The organism is Chitinivibrionales bacterium (assembly GCA_014728215.1).
GTDB lineage: Bacteria > Fibrobacterota > Chitinivibrionia > Chitinivibrionales > WJKA01 > WJKA01.
Map to the genome: position 1 here is coordinate 18,761 of WJLZ01000026.1, position 18,640 is coordinate 37,400.

An 18,640-nucleotide genomic window follows, 5' to 3' on the forward strand; every position below is an offset into this window, starting at 1 on the left:
GTTAATCAGATAACACAATTCTAACATTACTTTCACGGACCCCTAATATTCCTGTTAGATTTTTTATACCCAAATGGAAATCAGATTAGAGCCACATTTAATAATAGTAATATTGAGGTTTTTAAAGCAGGAAAGGAGGCTGAAGAAGTTAGATTACGGGGTCATTGATTTTTCTTAGTTTTTAATTTGCATTACCTATGTAACACTTTTCAGTAAAATTTGTAAGGAGGATTTTTTTCATGAGTAAAATGATTAACAAATACTCATATCTCACATTATGTGCTGCAATCACTGCAATATTTTCTTTGTTAATGCTTTCTGCAGGCTGCGAGGATGATGACAGTCCGACAGCGGTAAAAGATACAGTACGAGATACTGCCCGCGACACAACAGTTGACACGGTAACGCAAACAGCGATGATTTATGCCCATGCAATTAATTTCGATGATGCCAAAGGTAGTGCCGGTAACCTGGTGACTGATCATTATCTTAACGGCGATCTTAATATTGCATCATGTATTATCAACAGCATCGGCAATCCCGATCTTGAGGTAACTACCGCCGAACAGATCATCAAATTTTCGGGGGTCAGTGATACACTTCCGGGAACAATGACGCTTGGGCGGAAAGATTCTGTTGTCGCCAAAATGGACGCCAACAACTATTTCAACACCGATGCCGGCGTAACTCGCGACAATCTCCTTCCTACCGCCGGTGGAGCAGCATTTACTTCAGCCCGTCAGCCACTACCGACTGGTGACCCTTTCTTTGAAACGGCCGACTATATTGGAGCATTCAATGCGACAAACTGGATGGCCTGGACTTACTACAGCCAGGCTCAGGCAGGAGCAATCACCGATGACACAACGACAAAAGAGACTAAGGTTATCACCGACGACAGTGTTGCTACCGGTAAAGATCTCGTACTCTCAGCCGACACGACATACATCCTCGACGGTTTTGTTTTTGTTGAAAGCGGTGCAGCGATCACCATTCAGCCTGGTACGGTTATTAAAGCAGAGCCGGGTGGTCAGCTTAATGCAAGCGCGCTCATTATCTGCCGCGGTGGTAAAATCATTGCTCAGGGAACATCTGACGCCCCGATTATCATGACCGCAAAGCAGGACGATCTGAAATACCAGGATGACATCAATTCAACAGCTCGCGGTTTGTGGGGTGGTTTGATTGTGCTTGGAAGCGCTGTTACACAAAGAGCTGCCGGGGTTGAGCAGATCGAAGGTATTGATCCGAATGACACTCGCGGCGAATACGGTGGAACGGTCGATGATGATTCTTCCGGCGTGATCACCTACGTTTCAATCCGCTACGGTGGAACAAACATTGGTGAAGGTAACGAAATCAACGGTCTCACTATGGGTGGCGTTGGAAACAAAACTGTTATTCACAATGTTGAAGTATTCAACAATTCCGATGACGGCTTTGAATTTTTCGGCGGTGCAGTTAACACCAAACGTCTTTGCGCCATCGGTTGCGGCGACGATTCCTACGACTGGGATGAAGGCTTCCGCGGAAAAGGACAGTTCTGGGTTGTTGTCCAGTCCGACGATGCCGGTGACCGGGCTGCTGAAATGGATGGTTGTGCAAGCAATAACCGCGGTGACGTTACCAGATATTCGAAACCGACTATCTACAACACGACCTTTATCGGAAGCGGCGCCGAATCGGGTAATGACGGTAACATGGCGATGAAGCTCCGTGAGGAAACCGGTGGTTACTATTACAATTGTATTTTCACCGACTTTGCCGGTGCATTGAAAATCGTGAATCCGTAACTTTCGGTTTATATCGATTATTACAGGGCTTCCCTTTTTGGGGGAGCCTTTTTTATATACTCATTTCAAGAGTGTAATAACGATTCCGCCAAAAAACTATTTTAAACAATTTCAGATACGCTCTAAACGAATTTCTTTGAATTCCCCAATCAAATACCAGTAAGCCTTATGACAAAATTATTCAAAAAAGAAAATCTTGTAATTCTTTTCCCTGCAGTCATTCTCATGCTTTCGGCAGGATGCGGAAAACCTGAAATGGTCAGGGAAACCCGATATCCCAACGGACAACGACGCAAGCAATATACCCTTATCGTGAATCAGGACGGTGATACGGTCAAACAGGGCAAAGACCTGATGTGGTATGAAAACGGCAATCTCTATACAGAATCATATTTTGAAAACGGCGTTCAGCAGGGCAAACATACCGTATGGTTTGAAAACGGCAACAAATGGTTTGAATGCCGTTACAAGGACAACAAACGAGACGGAGAATATCGGGAATGGCATAAAGACGGAAGCAAGCTTGCTGAATATGCCTATTCCAAAGGACTTCGTCAGGGACCATATATCGAATGGTACCCGAATGGACATAAGGCTTATGAATGTACCTTTGTTGATAATGAAAAAGAGGGGCCTGCAACCAAATGGTATAATACCGGCGCAAAAGAAAAGACCGGCGCCTATAAACGAGGAAGAAAACACGGCCTGTTTATCATATGGAATAAGGATGGGAGTGTAATATCCAAACGCAGATTTGTTGATGGAAATGAAGTTCCTCTTGATAGTACTGTTGTCGAATAAAAGCATGGTTATTAAAAATAAACCCCACGCTAACAGAATCCTAACAAAACATTAACACAAAAGCAAAGAATCACTAGTATCTTCTTGCACTATATTTTCTATATAATATGTATTTTATTACAATTGTATTTGATGCAACACTCTGCGATAATTACCATTAATTCCTTAAAAAAGGAGCGTTCATGAGATATGGAAGGGGCTGTCTCACCGGGATAGTGCTGGTCCTATTTTCCGGAATAATTATTCCCTCGGGGGCACAAGACTACAATATTGACGAAGAAATCAGCAGAATCAGAAAAGAGCTCAAACAGGTGCAGAACGAGCGGGAACGGGTAAAAAAAGAGACCCGGAAGGATCGGAAAGATTTTGCCAAATATGTAGAGCGCCAGCAGAAACGGTTTTCTTCTATAAAAGCCGAAACCGACTCTATCAGAGCCGACATACGTGAAGCACAGGCAACAAGTGATTCTCTGGCAGCCCAATTAGCTTCGGTTCAGGCCTCCAAACGTCAGTACGAATTGCTCCAGGACCGGTTCAGAAATCGATTGATAGAGGGATGCGACCGTTTTCTTACAATTTCCGATCACATGCCTCCCATGGCAAAAAAGACGCTGTCGCCGTCACTCTCCTACCTGCGCAGCGAAATGGTATCAAAGGCGATCGATAATATTGAAGGTATCAACCGTCTGGCCCAGATTGTGAAAGACCTGAATGAAGCAACCATGGCGATCCAGATAATGCAGGGTCAGCCGCCGGTTACCGAGTTGCAGGGAATCACTCATTCACTACGAATTGGCGGAATATTCCAGGCTGCGGCCGATGCCAAGGAGACCTATGCTGCACAGTGGACCGGGTATGATGACGAGGGCAATCCTCAGTGGAAAGTGATTAAAGATCCCGAATTAGCCGCAAATATTCGTGAAGCTGTTAATATCCGTGAAGGCAAGGCATTGCCGGATTTTGTCGCCCTTCCTTTTGGAGAAATGAAGGCGCAGGATGTCCAGCAGCAGGCTGTTGTTGAAAATGAAGGAGAGGAGCAATGAAAAAATCGGCAGTAATTCTTATTATTATCAGCAGTACGGCGCTGGTATTTTCCCAGTTGTTTTCTTCCGGCGACAAACGTCAGCAATCAAAGGAAAAAGAATTAAATGTTCTCAAGAGTTACCTGAGTACGGCACGGGATTCGTTGCAGAATGAAATAGCAAACCGCTGGCGTCAGAAACAACGCTTTGTCGAGCAGCGTGAAGCCGATAAGGAGGAGTTGGGCCGCCTTCGGGAGAAACAGGAGCGCGCCCATGCCGACCTTTCTCGAATCAAAGAGGAAGTTTTTTCAAAAGAGCGCATTATCGAAGATGAACAAAAGGCGCTCCAGGGAGAAAAGGACGAATGGCAGTTTGTTCATTCAACCGTCGGCGAGGTGCTGGAAAAAGAAGCTGAATTTATCATGGAAACCTTTCCCCTGGACAGAGAAGAACGCAGGGAAGATCTCGAAGAAATTCGCCGGGACCGGAAAACTCACAGTAATCCGGCAAAAACCGTTGGCGAATATGTTACCTATGCCGAACGATACCTGGAAAACGGCTTGCAGCTCTCAATTGAAAAAGAGACCGTCGTACCCGATGAAGGTGATGCGCAGCTTCTTACCTTTGCCCGATTCGGCAACGTGTGGGCCTATGGTATCAGCGAAAACAGCCGAATTTACTATATCCGTCAGACCGGTAATCTCGGCGCACAGCGTTTTGCCATACCGGAAATCGGAGAATCGGAAATTAAAGGCCATCTACTCCAGAAAATGCCACAATGGATCGAACAGCAATCCATTTCGGGAAATGTTTTAACCGATGTCATGCAAAACGCTCAGACCAACGTAATTATTTCAGGCAAAGAGGTAAAAGCGACTGCCCATATTGTTAATTATATCAAAAAAGGCGGCGCCACCATGGTTCCGCTGCTGCTGCTTCCTTTATGGGCCCTTGTTCTCATTTTTATGAAACTGTTTCAGTTTCACAGAAAAGACAAGCGTAACAAGAAGCTCTCGGCCCAGGTGCTCGAAAATCTTGACAAAGGCGCTATTGAAAAAGCAAAGAGCATTGCCAAAAATCACAAGGGTGTTGTTGCCAGAATTGTCGGCACCTGTCTTGAACATTCCAAATGGAAACGAAGTGCGGCCGAAAAGAAGGTGCGGGAAATCCTGATCGAAGAATCTCCCCAGTTGAACAAACATCTCAGTACGCTCGGGGTCATTGCCGGAGCTGCTCCTCTTCTTGGTCTTCTTGGGACAGTAACCGGTATGATTCATCTTTTTAAAGTAATTACCGATTATGGTACCGGTGATCCGAAAATACTTGCCGGCGGTATTTCCGAAGCACTCGTTACGACCCAGACCGGTCTGGCTATTGCGATCCCGGTTCTCCTGGTACATAATGCATTACGTAACAGAACCAATAAGATCATGTCTGAAATGGAAAAAATGGCGATTCGTATTCTCAACCGTCTCTGGCCGGAGGATTAATCGTAATGTATTTCCCCAATCCTTACCGGATTTTTATCGAGACCATTGTCCGGGGCGGTCCGTTGATCATGTTGGTCATATTCGGCGTCGCGCTTGTCGCATGGTATATCGGTTTTTCAAAACTGCTTTTCTTTACCAGATTCAACAAAGCGAGAAAAGAATTCCTTCGTTCCGTCAACTCGCTGATTAAGGGAAATTCTCCAGAAAGAATCACTACCGGCTATGAAGCCTACGATATGCTTTTGGCGCGCCTTGTTGATTGTGCAAAGAAAAAGTGCATCCTCTCCGACAAATCGTTCAAACAACTTTTCCGAGAATTCCTGATCGCCTCGGTGCCCGATCTGACCGGAGGATTTTCAACCATGAATACCTGGATTTCCGCCGCACCACTGTTGGGGTTGTTTGGAACGGTAACGGGTATGATAAAAACATTTCAGGTAATTACCTCTTTTGGCGTAGGCAATCCGGCACTTACCGCAGAAGGTATCAGCATCGCCCTGCGCACTACCCAGGCAGGACTGACCGTTGCATTTCCGGCAATGCTCCTGCATAATTATCTTTTTAACAGAAAAAATCTTATTGTCGGCAACGTGCTCAAAGACGGCGAAGATCTCATGACATCACTTAAATCATTCCCATCTTCCCCGCCTGCGGCACAACCCGAAAAGGAGAACAAGTCTGATGTTTGAGGATTATGGATTAGTCCATTCCAATGATGATTCGGCCGAAATCAACATGGGACCGTTGATCGATATGGTATTCATTCTCCTGATTTTCTTTGTGATTACCACCAATTTCAACCGTCAAACAGGCGTTGATGTCTCCAAACCCAAAGCTCAGTCGGCCATAAGCCAGGGACAGAAGACAATGATGATCGGTGTTACTCGTGAAGGAACGGTCCATGTGTTCGGCCGTCAGGTAAGTATCGACCGTCTTCAGACTCTTGTGGCTCAGGAAGTATCCAAACGCCCTGATATGTCGGTGGTAATTATTGCCGATGAGGCTGCTGCTATCGGTAAGGCGGTCCAGGTCATGGACCAATGTGCCTTAGCAGGAGCAAGTAAAGTATCTCTGGCGGCGGATAAGGAATAGTATTGTGCTCGCAAAGTTTTCAAAAGATATAGGATCACCAGTAATAAAATTTATCGCTGTGCTGGCAATAAACTTTATGTTATTTGTCACCATACCGATCATTCAGGACTACATGCAGTTTCTCAAAGAAGAGAAACTTCCCTCCCGAACCCAAAACCGGATCGTTGCGGAAATTGTGCAACCCAAGAAAAAGGAAGAGAAAAAGCAGAAACAGCAGCGCATTCGTAAAGTCAGGTCGGGTGAGGCAAAGGAGGGCGGTAAGTCGATGAAATTCAAATTCTCACCTGATCTTGGCGTTGAAGGTGGTGAAGGTGTTGCTGTCCAGACTCAGGGAGACATGGAAGCGGTTGTTTTTGAAGAGGGCGAAACCGACGAGCCTTTTGTGGTGATCAACCGTCAGCCACCCCCCTATCCCGACAGGGCCAGGGAATTGGGAATTGAAGGCGCACTCGAATTACTCTTTGTTATCGGTGTTGACGGAAAAGTACATGACCTTGAAATTGTCCGTTCACCGCATCCGACAATTTCAAAGGAAGCCCGTAATGCGGTTTCCAAGTGGAAATTTAAACCGGCAAAAAACAAAGGCGTTCCTGTGAAAGTCCGTGTTCGCCAGGTATTTGAATACAAACTCGATTGATTATACTATGACTATACCACGCGCTCAACATCCCGGAAAGCAGGCATCCGCTGCAGCAAAACTGCACTATGTTTCGTCGTGGGCAGCGGCGAACAAAACCTTTGTCATTCTTTTCCTGCTTTTTATTCCCCTCAGCGCAGGAGTTTTGGATTCTGCAAATAGCTTATACTCCAACGGCAAAGTAAACGAATCAATCAAGCTTTATAAAAAAGCCGCCCTTGCCGGTGAAAATCCTGCGCTCTGTTACTTTAATCTCGGCAATGCCTATTTTCAGCTTGACAGTCTTCCCCAGAGTATTGTCTATTACAAAGCAGCGCTTGTGTATGCTCCGGAATTTTTCAGGGGATATCTCAATCTGGCAATCACCTATTTCTCGTTAGAGGATGTGGGTTCGTGTATTGCCACGGTTCACCGGGCACTGGAACTCGAACCCGGCCATACCAAAGCCATGTTGATTCTTGCGGCCTCATATCGTAAAGCAGGCGCCCACCCTCAGGCGATTGCTACTTTCGAGCATCTCTCGGAGCTTGAGCCTGAAATGGATGAGCCTTTTATCGCTCTGGCCGAAATGTATCGGGAACTCGATGATAATAAGGAAGCAATCAAATGGCTCATTCGTTACCCCGAATCGGGAAAAAATAAACAATATGTGTACGCACTTCTTGCAGATATTTACGAAAAAGAGGAAGATTTCTCCAGGGCCCTTTACTATCTCAAAGAATCGTTCAAGCTCAACAAGAAAAACAAATGGACCTATTATCGCATAGTACGCATGCTCGAAAAAATGGGCAATGATTTGGTTGCTTTAGAAGAAACTAAAAAAGGGCTGGAGATTTTTCCCGACTTTGCAGACCTTGCACTTCTTGGCGGTAATCTTGCATTTAAGCACGAAAAATATAATGAAGCCGAGCGTTTATATATCATTGCCCGCGACAACGGCAGTCCCGGTGCTGTTGTAGGACTTGAAAATATCCGCATTGTCCGCAAGATGGCCGACCAGGAGAACAGGTTTGGTGAGGCAACGACCCAATCCGCCGAATAACGGAAGCCTTCATGCTCTGAATTCGGATGTTTAGTAAATTGCCGTTAGTTAAGAGTGAGAGCAGGACCTTCAGATAATGCAACCCGATCAGATAGTGAATCCTAAAATACGAATTGAGCGCCTCAATTTTTTTTACGGCAAATTGCAGGCGTTGTTCAGTGTTTCCTTTGCAATAGCGCCGCAAAAGGTCACTGCCCTGATTGGTCCCTCAGGATGCGGAAAGACCACATTTCTCCGCACCTTGAACCGCATGAATGATATAATAGAGAATACTCATATTGACGGTAAGGTTTTTGTCGATGATCTGGATATTTATAAAGAAATTGATGTCGTCTCGCTGCGGAAACACATTGGAATGGTATTTCAAAAATCCAACCCCTTTCCCAAATCAGTATTCGAAAATATTGCATTCGGTCCCCGTATCTATGGTGTAAAGAATCGCGGTAAGCTGTCCGAAATTGTTCATCGGAGTCTCAATCGAGCCGGATTATGGGATGAAGTAAAAGATCGCCTGCATGAGAGTGCATTCAGTTTATCGGGAGGACAACAGCAGCGGCTCTGTATTGCCCGCGCTCTTGCCGTGGATCCGGAAATTCTTCTCATGGATGAACCGGCGTCGGCCCTCGACCCGAAATCGACGGCGCGTATTGAAGACCTTATCAGTGAACTCCGGGAAGATTATACCATTGTGATTGTAACACACAACATGCAGCAGGCCTCACGTGTTTCCGATTACACCGCTTTTTTCTATGAGGGCAGGCTTGTCGAATTTGGTCCTACCGACCGCATGTTTACTCATCCTGAAGAAAAGCAGACCGAAGATTATTTAACCGGCCGATTTGGATAAGGAGCCTGCTATGTCAAAACATCTGCAGAACGAAATCGAAAAACTGCAAAAAACAATTCTCGCTCTCTGTACCATGGTTGAAGAGCAGCTTGCAGCCGCACTCAAATCAGTTATTGACAAAGACGATGACCTCGCAACCCTGGTGATCTCCAAAGATAAAGCAGTCGACAATACCGAAATCGATGTTGAGGAAGAATGTCTGAAAATTCTGGCGCTCCATCAGCCGGTAGCAGTCGATCTTCGATTTATTATCGCGGCACTGAAAATCAATAATGATCTGGAACGTATCGGTGATCTGGCCGTGAATATCGCCGAGCGGGGTCGGAGTATAGCTCTGAATGGTTTTCCTCTCCCCGACTTCGATTTCAACCGAATGTTCGATAAAGCCATTTCCATGCTGAAAAAAAGCATTGATGCACTCATTAACTGGGATGTCGATCTGGCCGTGGCGGTATGTGCATCGGATGATGAAATTGATGAGCTTAACCGCACAATGTTTTCACATTTTAAAGAAACGGTCTGCCAAAAGCCCGGTCTATGCGATGCCATGCTCGATTATCTCTCCGTATCGCGTTATCTCGAACGAGTCGCCGATCATGCGACGAATGTGGCCGAAGATGTTATGTATATGATCGAAGGCGATATCGTTCGGCACGGCAAAAAGGAAAGCTGATCCTCCAAATTCATTTCCAGCTTCGGAAATATGTATATTTTCTAGTCACTAATAGCTGAACACCTGAAATTACTCTTTTCCCTGTCAATATTTCTGCTCATTCTGATATTAACGGCAGCAGAAATCCTGGGGAAAATACAAGTGATATTTCATCATGGAATCAAGCGAACCTCCCAGACTCCCTTTCTGGAAGACAATCTGGGATTACATGCATCCCTACCGTTTCAAGCTCATTATCGCCATGATCTCGGCGATCATCACCGGAATTGCCGTTGCGCTCCAGCCGATTGTGGTAAAATTTATAGTCGACCTCGGCGTAAACAGGCAAAATGCAACTGCTAAAGAAAAGCTCATGTATGCGTTGTTATTCGCCGGATTATATCTTCTTTTGAGCGCAACCCGGGTTACTGTATGGCTTGTTGGATATCGCAGATTGGTGACGGCTCTTGAGGGTTTTCTCTTTACTGTCCGCTCACAGTTTTTCCGTCATGTGCAGAATCTCTGTTTCAGGTTTCACGACAGGATGTCAAGCGGCGAATTGTTTAACTATATCATGGGTTCACCGATCACTTCGCTGAAAATGTTTCTTCATCAGTTTATCATGACCGTGCCTACTCATCTCGTTTCATGGGTAGTCGTCCTGGGCACACTTTTCTATTTTGACTGGATGATGACGATTATTCTTATTGTCACGGTCACGGTAATTGTTCTTGTCAACCGCAAATCACGGCTTGTCATCAAAGAAATGTCGATAAATTTCATGAAAGAAGAGTCTTCGGTCAGCAAGTATGTTGCCGACATGCTTCGCGGCACCCGGGAAATAAAAATTCATGCTATTGAAAATGATGTCAGTAGCCGATTCGATGATCAGATCGATCGCATCAGAGAACGGAGCGAATTGCTCTCCTATCAGCAGCATGTCGAATATGTTAAGCCCGAAAGCATCAATTATCTCGGCATGACCCTTGTTTATATAGCGGGAGCCTATTCCTGTATTTACCGGGAGCTAACGGTCGGGGAGCTTTTTGCTTTTGTTAACAGTGTTTCTCTTCTTATGGCCCCTATGATGATGCTGTTCCGTCTTAATCTGGTGAAAGCAAACGCCGAAGCCGGTCTTGAGCGGATCATGCGGATATTAAATACCCAAACAACGGTCAGTGAGGAGTCCGAAGACGCGCGGTTGGATATCGGCAAGGAAGATGAGAGGGCACGCAAAGCCGACATACCGCTCATTGAATTTAAAGATGTTACTTTTTCCTATACCAGCACGCCGGTTTTAAAAAACCTCTCCTGTTCCATCGACCATGGGAAAAGCATAGCCCTTGTCGGCCCGAGTGGCTCGGGCAAAACAACCTTTGCAGGATTGATCCTGCGACTCTATAATGTGGAGAATGGTGGTTTATTGCTTAATGGACAGGATATAAAACGGTATTCGCTTCAGGATTTACGCTCCAGTTTCGGCGTGGTATCACAAGATCCCTTTCTGTTTCAGACCACCGTATTCGAAAATGTCCGTGTTGCCGGCCCCGGAGCATCACGCTCCGAAATCTTTGATGCCATGGAAATGGCTTATGTAACCGAATTCCTCGATGACCTGCCCAACGGCGCAGATACTCAGGTAGGTGAAAACGGATTTTCAATGTCGGGAGGCCAGAAACAACGCATCGCCATTGCCCGCGCGATTCTGGGAAATCACCGGTATTTTATTTTCGACGAAGCTACTTCTGCTCTGGATAATCAATCCGAAAAAAGAGTGCAGCAGGCAATGCACGATCTTATGAAAGATCATACAATAATTATCATTGCTCATCGTCTTTCAACAATAAAGCATGTGGATACCATTATGGTATTCCAGAATGGAAAAATCGTTCAGCAGGGCAATTACAACCAATTATCTGCTACTGAAGGTCTTTTCCAGACACTTTTAAGGAACGCGCTTTAGAATTTAATGCAAGGAATGAGTTATCATGCCCCTTTCAATCGGCATAATCGGACTTCCAAATGTAGGTAAGTCAACCATTTTCAATGCCTTATGTTCGGGCAAAGCTGCAATCGAGAACTATCCCTTTTGCACAATCGAGCCAAATCAGGGAGTCGTTGCAGTTCCCGATGCCCGTCTGGCCCGCCTTTCCTCCCTTTCTCCGGCAGGAAAGGTAGTCCCCGCTTTTCTCCAGCTCTTTGACATCGCCGGGCTGGTGAAAAATGCATCACAGGGAGAGGGTCTGGGAAATCAATTTTTAGGGCACATTCGAACTGTCGACGCCCTTGCTCATGTGGTACGGTGCTTTGATGATCCCAATGTTGCCCATGTTGACGGCTCGGTCGATCCTGTGCGGGATGTGGAGATAATCGAGACAGAATTGATTATAAAAGATCTGGAAACTGTTGAGCGGGCTTATGAAAAAATCGAAAAAGCCGCAAAAACCGGTGATAAAGAGGCAAAAACGCGGGTAGGGACATTGAAAAAAGCGATCTCCCTTCTCGAACAGGGAACCGCAATCAGGGATGGTTCCTTTGAAACGAATGAACGGGGGGTGATAGGGGAACTAAGCCTTCTTACCTCCAAACCGGAACTGTATATTGCCAACGTCGATGAAGAGGGTATTGAAGAGGGTACCGAATACAGCAAAGCCCTGGAAAATTATGCCGCACAAAAAGGGCTTGCGGTTATAACCCTCTGCGGCAAAATCGAAGCAGAGCTTACAGAGCTTCCAGAAGAAGAACAGAAAGAATTTCTCGAAAGCCTCGGCTTAGTCGAGCCAGGTCTTAATGTATTGGTGCGGGCACTCTATTCCCTTTTAGGTCTTCAGACATTTTATACCCTGAATGAAAATGAAAATCATGCCTGGACTTTCACCAGAGGTACCACTGCTCCGCAAGCTGCCGGCAAAATCCACTCCGATTTTGAAAAAGGATTTATCCGGGCGGAGGTGTATCGTCTCGAAGATCTTGAGCAGCACGGCAGCCTGAACGCAATACGTTCTGCAGGAAAACTTCGCTCAGAAGGACATGATTATGTCGTTGGGGATGGTGACATTCTGTATTTTAAATTTAATGTCTAACAATCAACCCGGAAAAGAGCATGAAAAATAAGTGGACCTACGCATATCGATGGTTTATGTGGAATATCGTATCATTTCCATTGGTGGAATGGCTGAAAATCAACTACAATCTCTCAATGGCTCCCGGATCGGGTAAATTCCCCACCCCTCCCTTCTTTGTCATATCGAACCATAATACCTTTTTTGACCCCTGGATACTGGGCGGTCATTCTATGTCTCCCTTTGCAATTATGTGCAATGATGATGCATTTCGGGGCTCAGTTATTCAGAAGTGGTATCTTAACAGCATCGGTGCATTCCCAAAGAAAAAGGGTGCTTCGGATTTTTCCGCAATGAAAAAAACCATAACTATCCTTAAGAATGGGTATGCTGTCTGTATTTTCCCGGAAGGGCAGACGAGTTGGGATGGTGAAACGCAGCTAATCTATAAAGGTTTGGAAAAAATCATTCAGCGGGCACGTTGTCCATTGATGGTATTCAGACTGCAGGGCAATTTTCTTACCAAACCCTGGTGGGCGAAAAGCAGACGCAAGGGCAAAATATTAATGAACACGAAAATCATTCCGGCCGAAGAAATCGGAAAAATGTCCTCCGATGAACTTCTGGAGGTCATTAAACGTGAAATTTATCAGAATGATATCAAAGATGAAAAGAACAGGGCCACTTGTTTTAGGGGCCATGACATGGCTGAAGGACTTGAACGGTTTATCTGGATATGTATGCAATGCGAAAAGGAAGACACTCTTATCACCAAAGGAAATGAAATATCATGTCTTTCTTGCGGCAAAAAGTGGTATATCGATGCTCATTGCAAAATAACTGCCGAAAATAATCAAAACGCTGCATACGAGGATCTTAAAGACTGGTCCGAATGGCATAAAAATAAAGTGAAAAGCAAAATAAAATCGACATCCTCTCACTCATCCCTGCTCACTTCCAGCTCCGATGTCCTGTTTCAAACCGAAGAAAGCAGGCATTCCTTTGCCGATCGCGGGAAAGGAACACTCGAGCTAACTTCCCGGAACATTATTTTTAAACCTGAGGATAGATCCGGGCGAGAGCTGGAGTTTCCGCTCGATGATATTTCCAATTATGTTATTCAAAAAAAGGATATTTTTGAATGCACCTATAAAGGTAATGATTACCGCTTTGTTTTCAATCATCACAGCCCGATGAAATGGGTCTTTTATGTGCGGTATTTAAAGGGATACGAAGAGTTAGAGGAAAAGGGATATATCGAATAAAAATGCCCGCCGGTGGAGGGAACCGGCGGGCTTCGGGCAAACCCTCAAGAAGGAGGGTGGTTCACGGAGGAAAATGACGGTTAAGGTTCGAAGGAGGAGCACTTTTTCTTTTCACTAATACTACGAAATATTAATGGGGAATATTGTAAGATATTTTTGGTGACTAATATATTTTAATACAACAGCTAATCCACCCGGTTTCAAGGTGTTTTCCGGATATGAATATATCTCCAAGAAAAGACCAACCTTTTCAGCACCCGAAAACCGGCCTGCCATTCAAACCAGACCATAACCTTATTAAAAGGGAGGATTTATGAAACGTTACTCCTCAACATTTATTGCACTTGCCCTCTGTTTATTTGCGGTGAGCTGCGGTTCAAAAAAAATCAAACGGGGCGACCGGTTTGAAGTACTCACCGAGATGCGGGAGGAAGCAACCATGCGGTGGGACCAGCCCTATACCAACAGCTTTAACTGCATCATTCCCCAGGGAACAGTTCTCGAAGTAACCATGGCGCCACCTGCAGGCGCTGAGTTTCTCGAAGTTGAAGTCGTATCGGTGAATGGTAACAGCAACAAGGAATTTATCGAAGAAAAAATTGTGCCCGACCATATACGACACCGGAAAGGATATGAGGGCTTTTATCTCTCCATACCTCGCAAGTATGTTGGAGAAAAAATCCAGAAGGTAGAGTAGCCTGCTTCATTTTCAGGCGATTCTCTCATCAGCTTCCTTAATGCTGTCATACTGAGGAATAAGATGCAGCATATTGGTAGCTTCAAGGGCAGGATATATTTCCGAGGAAATATTGACCAGGGAAATACCTCCTCCCTCAGATTGAAGTCGCTTGTGCAAATTCAGAATGAGCCCTATAGCACTGCTGTCGATGGCAAGTACTTTTTCGAGATTGAATGCAATACGCCTGTGCCCTGTGCTGATAATATCGTCGATTGTTTTACGCACATATTTCAAAGATGTCACTTTAAATATAGGGGGAGGACTGATCAAGCAATACATCCCCCGTTCTTCCCTGGCGATATGAATTCCGATATTGTTATCCGCTTCATTGATGGTCGAATAGCAGGGCAGGGTCTGGAGAACTCTGCTTCTCTTAAAAATTGAGTAAATGCGCGGTGGGACAGTGATGAAATAGAGGCTGCCGCTTTTTGGCTGAAGCAATTTCTGAAAGTGAATGAACATATTGATTGCATTGCTGTCCACTACGGTTACGGTGTTCAGGTTAAAGGCCAGATGAACCGCTCCCCCGGCAATCAGATAATAGATCTCTTTTCGCAATACCTCTATGGTGCCGCAGGTCATTTTCCCTCGAATATTCATCATGGTATAGCCGTTTTTTCTTTCGGAAGTGAAAATCAGGTCCATTGCCTACCTCCCGGGTAAAGGTTCGATAGCCTGCTATCGATATGTTTCCTGTAAAATAATATAACTGTTATTAAAACGCTTCAAAGAACGAGGACAATCTGCCCAATAGCAATTTATTGCTATTTTTCTGCTTTTGATGTACCATTGCTAAATAGGTTGGTTTTATGTAATTGAACATATATGCGTGTATGAATAACTTCCAGGCTCTCTCCTATATCCACTTTTTTGCTGCAGTATCATTTCTTTTTCTTGCAATATCGGTTTTTCTCAGAAATCGAAAATCAACACTCAATCAGGCATGTTCGATAACGCTGCTCTGCTTTTTCATCTGGAGTTTTGGTGTATCATTTGTTCATAATCCTTTCATTTCCCGGGAGAGGGCCATTCTTTTTGAAAATATTGCATCGGTGGGATGGATCAGCTACGGCATATTTTTCATTTTGTTTGCCGCGATATTTTCAGGGAATAAACGCCTGTTACAATCCAAACCCTTCTGGATTTTTCTTGGAATAACAGCAGCGATATTCAATTATAAGCAATGGTCGGATGGGTTAATTACCAACCATACGCTACAATCCTTTGGCTGGTACGGTATCTGGACAAAATCATTATGGCCCATTCTGTTTTTCATCTACTACTTTTCTTTATCCGCCCTTGGTCTTTTGATAATTGTTCGGGCACGCATCAGAGCCGTTTCGGTTTTTAAAAGGCAACAGGCAACGATTGTATTCATCACCGGAATCGTTCCTCTTTTTCTGGGCACCATAACGAATGTCGTAATCAGACATATCGATGCAATCATCTTTCCGCCGGTTGCCAACATCTTCATTCTTTTCTGGGCGTCGGGGATGGTATTTGCCATTACAAAATATCGATTTTTGAGTATCACTCCATCCGTTGCCGCACAAAAGATAATATCGACTATGACCGACATGCTTGTGCTGGTCGATCTGAACGGCAACATCGCTTCTATCAATTACTCCATTCTAAAACATCTGCACTATACACAGGAAGAACTGGAAGGTGCACCGGTTGAAACGCTGTTTCCTCAGCTCCGTGATCCGGGCGTTTACAATATACTCGACCGTATTAGTCAACAGGGAACCATTCAAAACTATGAGTTGACATTTGTAAGCCGGAAGGGTAAACCGATACCGGTAAGCATCAATGCATCTCTTCTCCCCGAATCGGGTGTTGTAATTGTCGCCCGTGATATCCGGCTGCACAAAGAGGCACGGGAAGCACTCCAGAAAGCCAAATCAGAGCTGCAAATTGCGGTCCTCGAGCGAACACGTGAACTGGAGAATGCTGTTGAGGAACTTCGTCAGGAAGTACGCACTCGTCAGAAGGCTGAATCAGATCTTCGGGAATCCGAAGAAGGTTTTAAGCGGCTTTTTGAATATGCACCGGATGCTTACTATATCCATGATATGAAAGGTACTTTTCTCGACGGTAACCGTCAGGCTGAAAGGATAGTCGGTTTAAGCAGAGAAAAACTAATCGGCAGCAATCTATTAAAGCTGAACCTGCTTTCACAAGATCAGCTTCCCCGGGCAGTGAAAAATCTTGCCTGGAATGCCGGCGGAAAAGGAACCGGACCCGACGAATTTATTCTAACCAGAAAGGATGAAAGCACCGTCCCTGTTGAAATCAGTACCTATCCACTGACCGTAAAGTCAAAAAAGGTTGTGTTGGGAATTGCACGGGACATTACCCTGCGGAAAAGAGTGGAAGAAGAAAAAAAGGCCCTGGAAGCACAGCTTCGTCAGGCACAGAAAATGGAAGCCATCGGCCTCCTTGCCGGGGGTATTGCCCATGATTTCAATAATGCCCTGGGTGCGATTGCCGGTTATGCCGACCTGATTAAACAGAGCTTTGGAAAAGACAATCCCAGGCTCCTGAAATATGCATCCATGATTTTCAATTCTTCGGAACGGGCGGCCGACCTGACAACCAAGCTTCTCGCCTTTGCACGACGGGGTAAATTTGAATCTTCGGCTATTCATGTGAATGATATTATTGATGAAGTTATCGGTCTTTTGGAACGTACTGTTCCAAAAAATATCATGATACTACAGAATCTCAATGCCGATCCCTCAGTGATTATCGGCGATCATACCCAGATCCAAAACGCAATATTGAACCTGGCATTGAATGCCCGTGACGCTATGCCTCAGGGAGGAACATTATCATTCAATTCTGAACTTGTTGAATTGGATGAAAAATTTGCACAGGAACATCCCTACCATGTCGTGCAGGGAACGTATGTTTATGTTACCGTAGACGATACCGGCATAGGTATGGATGAGGAAACAAAAAAGCGGATATTCGAACCTTTTTTCACCACTAAGGAGAAGGGAAAGGGTACCGGACTGGGGCTGGCGAGTGTATACGGTACAATAAAAAGCCACAACGGATATATTGAAGTCTACAGTGAAACAGGTAATGGTACGTCAGTGGTTATGTATTTCCCTGCTGCCCATGACACATCGTCTGAACAAACAGAGTGTGATATCGAAATAATTAAGGGCACGGGAACCATCCTTGTGGTCGATGATGAACAGAGTATCCGTGATATGGCTTCTGACCTGTTAAGTACAATGGGATATACCGTGATCACCTGCAATGACGGAGTAGAATGCGAACGGTACTATGCGGATCATTTCAAGGAAATAGATGTTGTCATTATCGATATCGTGATGCCCCATTGCGACGGTTACTCATGCTTTGTCAGCCTGAAAAGAATCAACGCCAACATTAAAGCCCTTGTTTCATCAGGCCATGCCATGAATGAAGCGGCCCAGAAAATCCTCGATGCCGGCGCCCTTGGATTTATCCAGAAACCATTCAGCCTTAAAGTGATATCTCACAAATTAGCCGGGATTATCGGAAAAAAGCAACAGTCAGACAGAATTGACAATTAACCGAGCACACCATTCCTTTTAGACCGAATGTTTGTGCCCTGCCGGTTTGGCTGCACAAAAGCCCTTCATAGCGTTTGATTAGAATTATGGTATAATTTATTACTCTTCGGCCTCATACTGCTTTAAACATTCCATGATTTTATCAACTTCTTCGTGCTTTATATGCACAGCAACTTCAACCCGGTCGAATTTCAATATCCTTTTTCGCATATAAATATCCCGGGCATATGGCTCGACACATGCAAAAAACATATCTTCGGTTACCCCGGGAGCAACTCCTCTTCCCCGGAACGTACTGAATATCCGCAACAATGCGCCATGTTCCGCGCGCACCCGAAGCTCTTCCATATCATCACCCTCTTGAGCCGGTGCAGTTGTCCCCACACCCGTAACCCCCTCTGATGTATCTTCGGGCCACTCCTGTTTTGCCGTGTAAAGCACGCTTTGTTGCGGCTCAACTACTTGAGTTGTTCGCACCTTCTCCCTGTACGTTTTAACACATGCAATATGCGCTACAAGGAAAAAGCATATCATAAGCCTTTTCATATCCCCTCCTTGAGTCGGTTTAAAATGCCGTTCCTTACGTAGTATACAAAATATAGAATGGGAGCCCTTATTTGCGAAATGAA

17 protein-coding genes are annotated in these 18,640 nt (G+C 45.0%); 15 read left to right on the forward strand and 2 right to left on the reverse strand.

The annotated features are described in order from the left end of the window. Positions 1-239: 239 nt before the first annotated feature. From GF401_01805 to GF401_01870, 14 genes are all read left to right on the forward strand, one after another. Complete coding sequence (locus GF401_01805; GenBank protein ID MBD3343780.1) at positions 240-1,793, forward strand: hypothetical protein; 1,554 nt, start codon at positions 240-242, stop codon at positions 1,791-1,793. Between the two features lie 168 nt (positions 1,794-1,961). After that, the gene (locus tag GF401_01810) at positions 1,962-2,594 is read left to right on the forward strand and encodes a hypothetical protein (protein MBD3343781.1); all 633 of its coding nucleotides are present in this window, start codon (positions 1,962-1,964) and stop codon (positions 2,592-2,594) included. A 182-nt stretch (positions 2,595-2,776) separates the two neighbouring features. Continuing rightward, positions 2,777-3,637: a DUF3450 family protein gene (locus GF401_01815; protein MBD3343782.1), complete on the forward strand. Its 861-nt coding sequence runs from the start codon at positions 2,777-2,779 to the stop codon at positions 3,635-3,637. Further along, positions 3,634-5,106, forward strand: coding sequence for a hypothetical protein (locus GF401_01820; GenBank protein MBD3343783.1), 1,473 nt, complete (start codon positions 3,634-3,636; stop codon positions 5,104-5,106). Before GF401_01815 ends, GF401_01820 begins: the two co-directional genes overlap by 4 nt. A 5-nt stretch (positions 5,107-5,111) precedes the next feature. Continuing rightward, positions 5,112-5,795 (forward strand): hypothetical protein, encoded by a 684-nt coding sequence (locus GF401_01825; GenBank protein ID MBD3343784.1) that lies wholly within the window; start codon positions 5,112-5,114, stop codon positions 5,793-5,795. After that, positions 5,788-6,198: a biopolymer transporter ExbD gene (locus tag GF401_01830; GenBank protein ID MBD3343785.1), complete on the forward strand. Its 411-nt coding sequence runs from the start codon at positions 5,788-5,790 to the stop codon at positions 6,196-6,198. Before GF401_01825 ends, GF401_01830 begins: the two co-directional genes overlap by 8 nt. A 4-nt stretch (positions 6,199-6,202) precedes the next feature. After that, positions 6,203-6,835, forward strand: a complete 633-nt coding sequence (locus GF401_01835; protein MBD3343786.1) for a TonB family protein — start codon at positions 6,203-6,205, stop codon at positions 6,833-6,835. Positions 6,836-6,842: 7 nt separating this feature from the next. Then, the gene (locus GF401_01840) at positions 6,843-7,877 is read left to right on the forward strand and encodes a tetratricopeptide repeat protein (protein MBD3343787.1); all 1,035 of its coding nucleotides are present in this window, start codon (positions 6,843-6,845) and stop codon (positions 7,875-7,877) included. Positions 7,878-7,953: 76 nt separating this feature from the next. Then, a complete protein-coding gene (gene pstB / locus GF401_01845; GenBank protein MBD3343788.1) occupies positions 7,954-8,724 on the forward strand; it encodes a phosphate ABC transporter ATP-binding protein in 771 nt (256 codons plus the stop codon). 10 nt (positions 8,725-8,734) lie between these two features. Beyond that, positions 8,735-9,397, forward strand: coding sequence for a phosphate signaling complex protein PhoU (gene phoU / locus GF401_01850; protein MBD3343789.1), 663 nt, complete (start codon positions 8,735-8,737; stop codon positions 9,395-9,397). A gap of 154 nt (positions 9,398-9,551) precedes the next feature. Continuing rightward, entirely contained in the window at positions 9,552-11,339 is a 1,788-nt protein-coding gene (locus GF401_01855; GenBank protein ID MBD3343790.1) for an ATP-binding cassette domain-containing protein, read from the forward strand. A gap of 25 nt (positions 11,340-11,364) precedes the next feature. Next, on the forward strand, positions 11,365-12,459 hold the full coding sequence (gene ychF, locus GF401_01860) for a redox-regulated ATPase YchF (GenBank protein MBD3343791.1): 1,095 nt from the start codon (positions 11,365-11,367) through the stop codon (positions 12,457-12,459). A 20-nt stretch (positions 12,460-12,479) separates the two neighbouring features. Beyond that, the gene (locus GF401_01865; protein MBD3343792.1) at positions 12,480-13,703 is read left to right on the forward strand and encodes a hypothetical protein; all 1,224 of its coding nucleotides are present in this window, start codon (positions 12,480-12,482) and stop codon (positions 13,701-13,703) included. 313 nt (positions 13,704-14,016) lie between these two features. Continuing rightward, positions 14,017-14,400: a hypothetical protein gene (locus GF401_01870; protein ID MBD3343793.1), complete on the forward strand. Its 384-nt coding sequence runs from the start codon at positions 14,017-14,019 to the stop codon at positions 14,398-14,400. Positions 14,401-14,412: 12 nt separating this feature from the next. Here the strand turns inward: GF401_01870 and GF401_01875 are convergent, their stop codons facing one another. After that, positions 14,413-15,087: an STAS domain-containing protein gene (locus GF401_01875; GenBank protein MBD3343794.1), complete on the reverse strand. Its 675-nt coding sequence runs from the start codon at positions 15,085-15,087 to the stop codon at positions 14,413-14,415. Positions 15,088-15,275: 188 nt separating this feature from the next. On the opposite strand from GF401_01875, the gene GF401_01880 reads away from it, so the two are divergent. Then, a complete protein-coding gene (locus tag GF401_01880; protein MBD3343795.1) occupies positions 15,276-18,011 on the forward strand; it encodes a PAS domain S-box protein in 2,736 nt (911 codons plus the stop codon). A gap of 99 nt (positions 18,012-18,110) precedes the next feature. Here the strand turns inward: GF401_01880 and GF401_01885 are convergent, their stop codons facing one another. Continuing rightward, complete coding sequence (locus GF401_01885; protein MBD3343796.1) at positions 18,111-18,557, reverse strand: hypothetical protein; 447 nt, start codon at positions 18,555-18,557, stop codon at positions 18,111-18,113. Between the last annotated feature and the right edge of the window lie 83 nt (positions 18,558-18,640).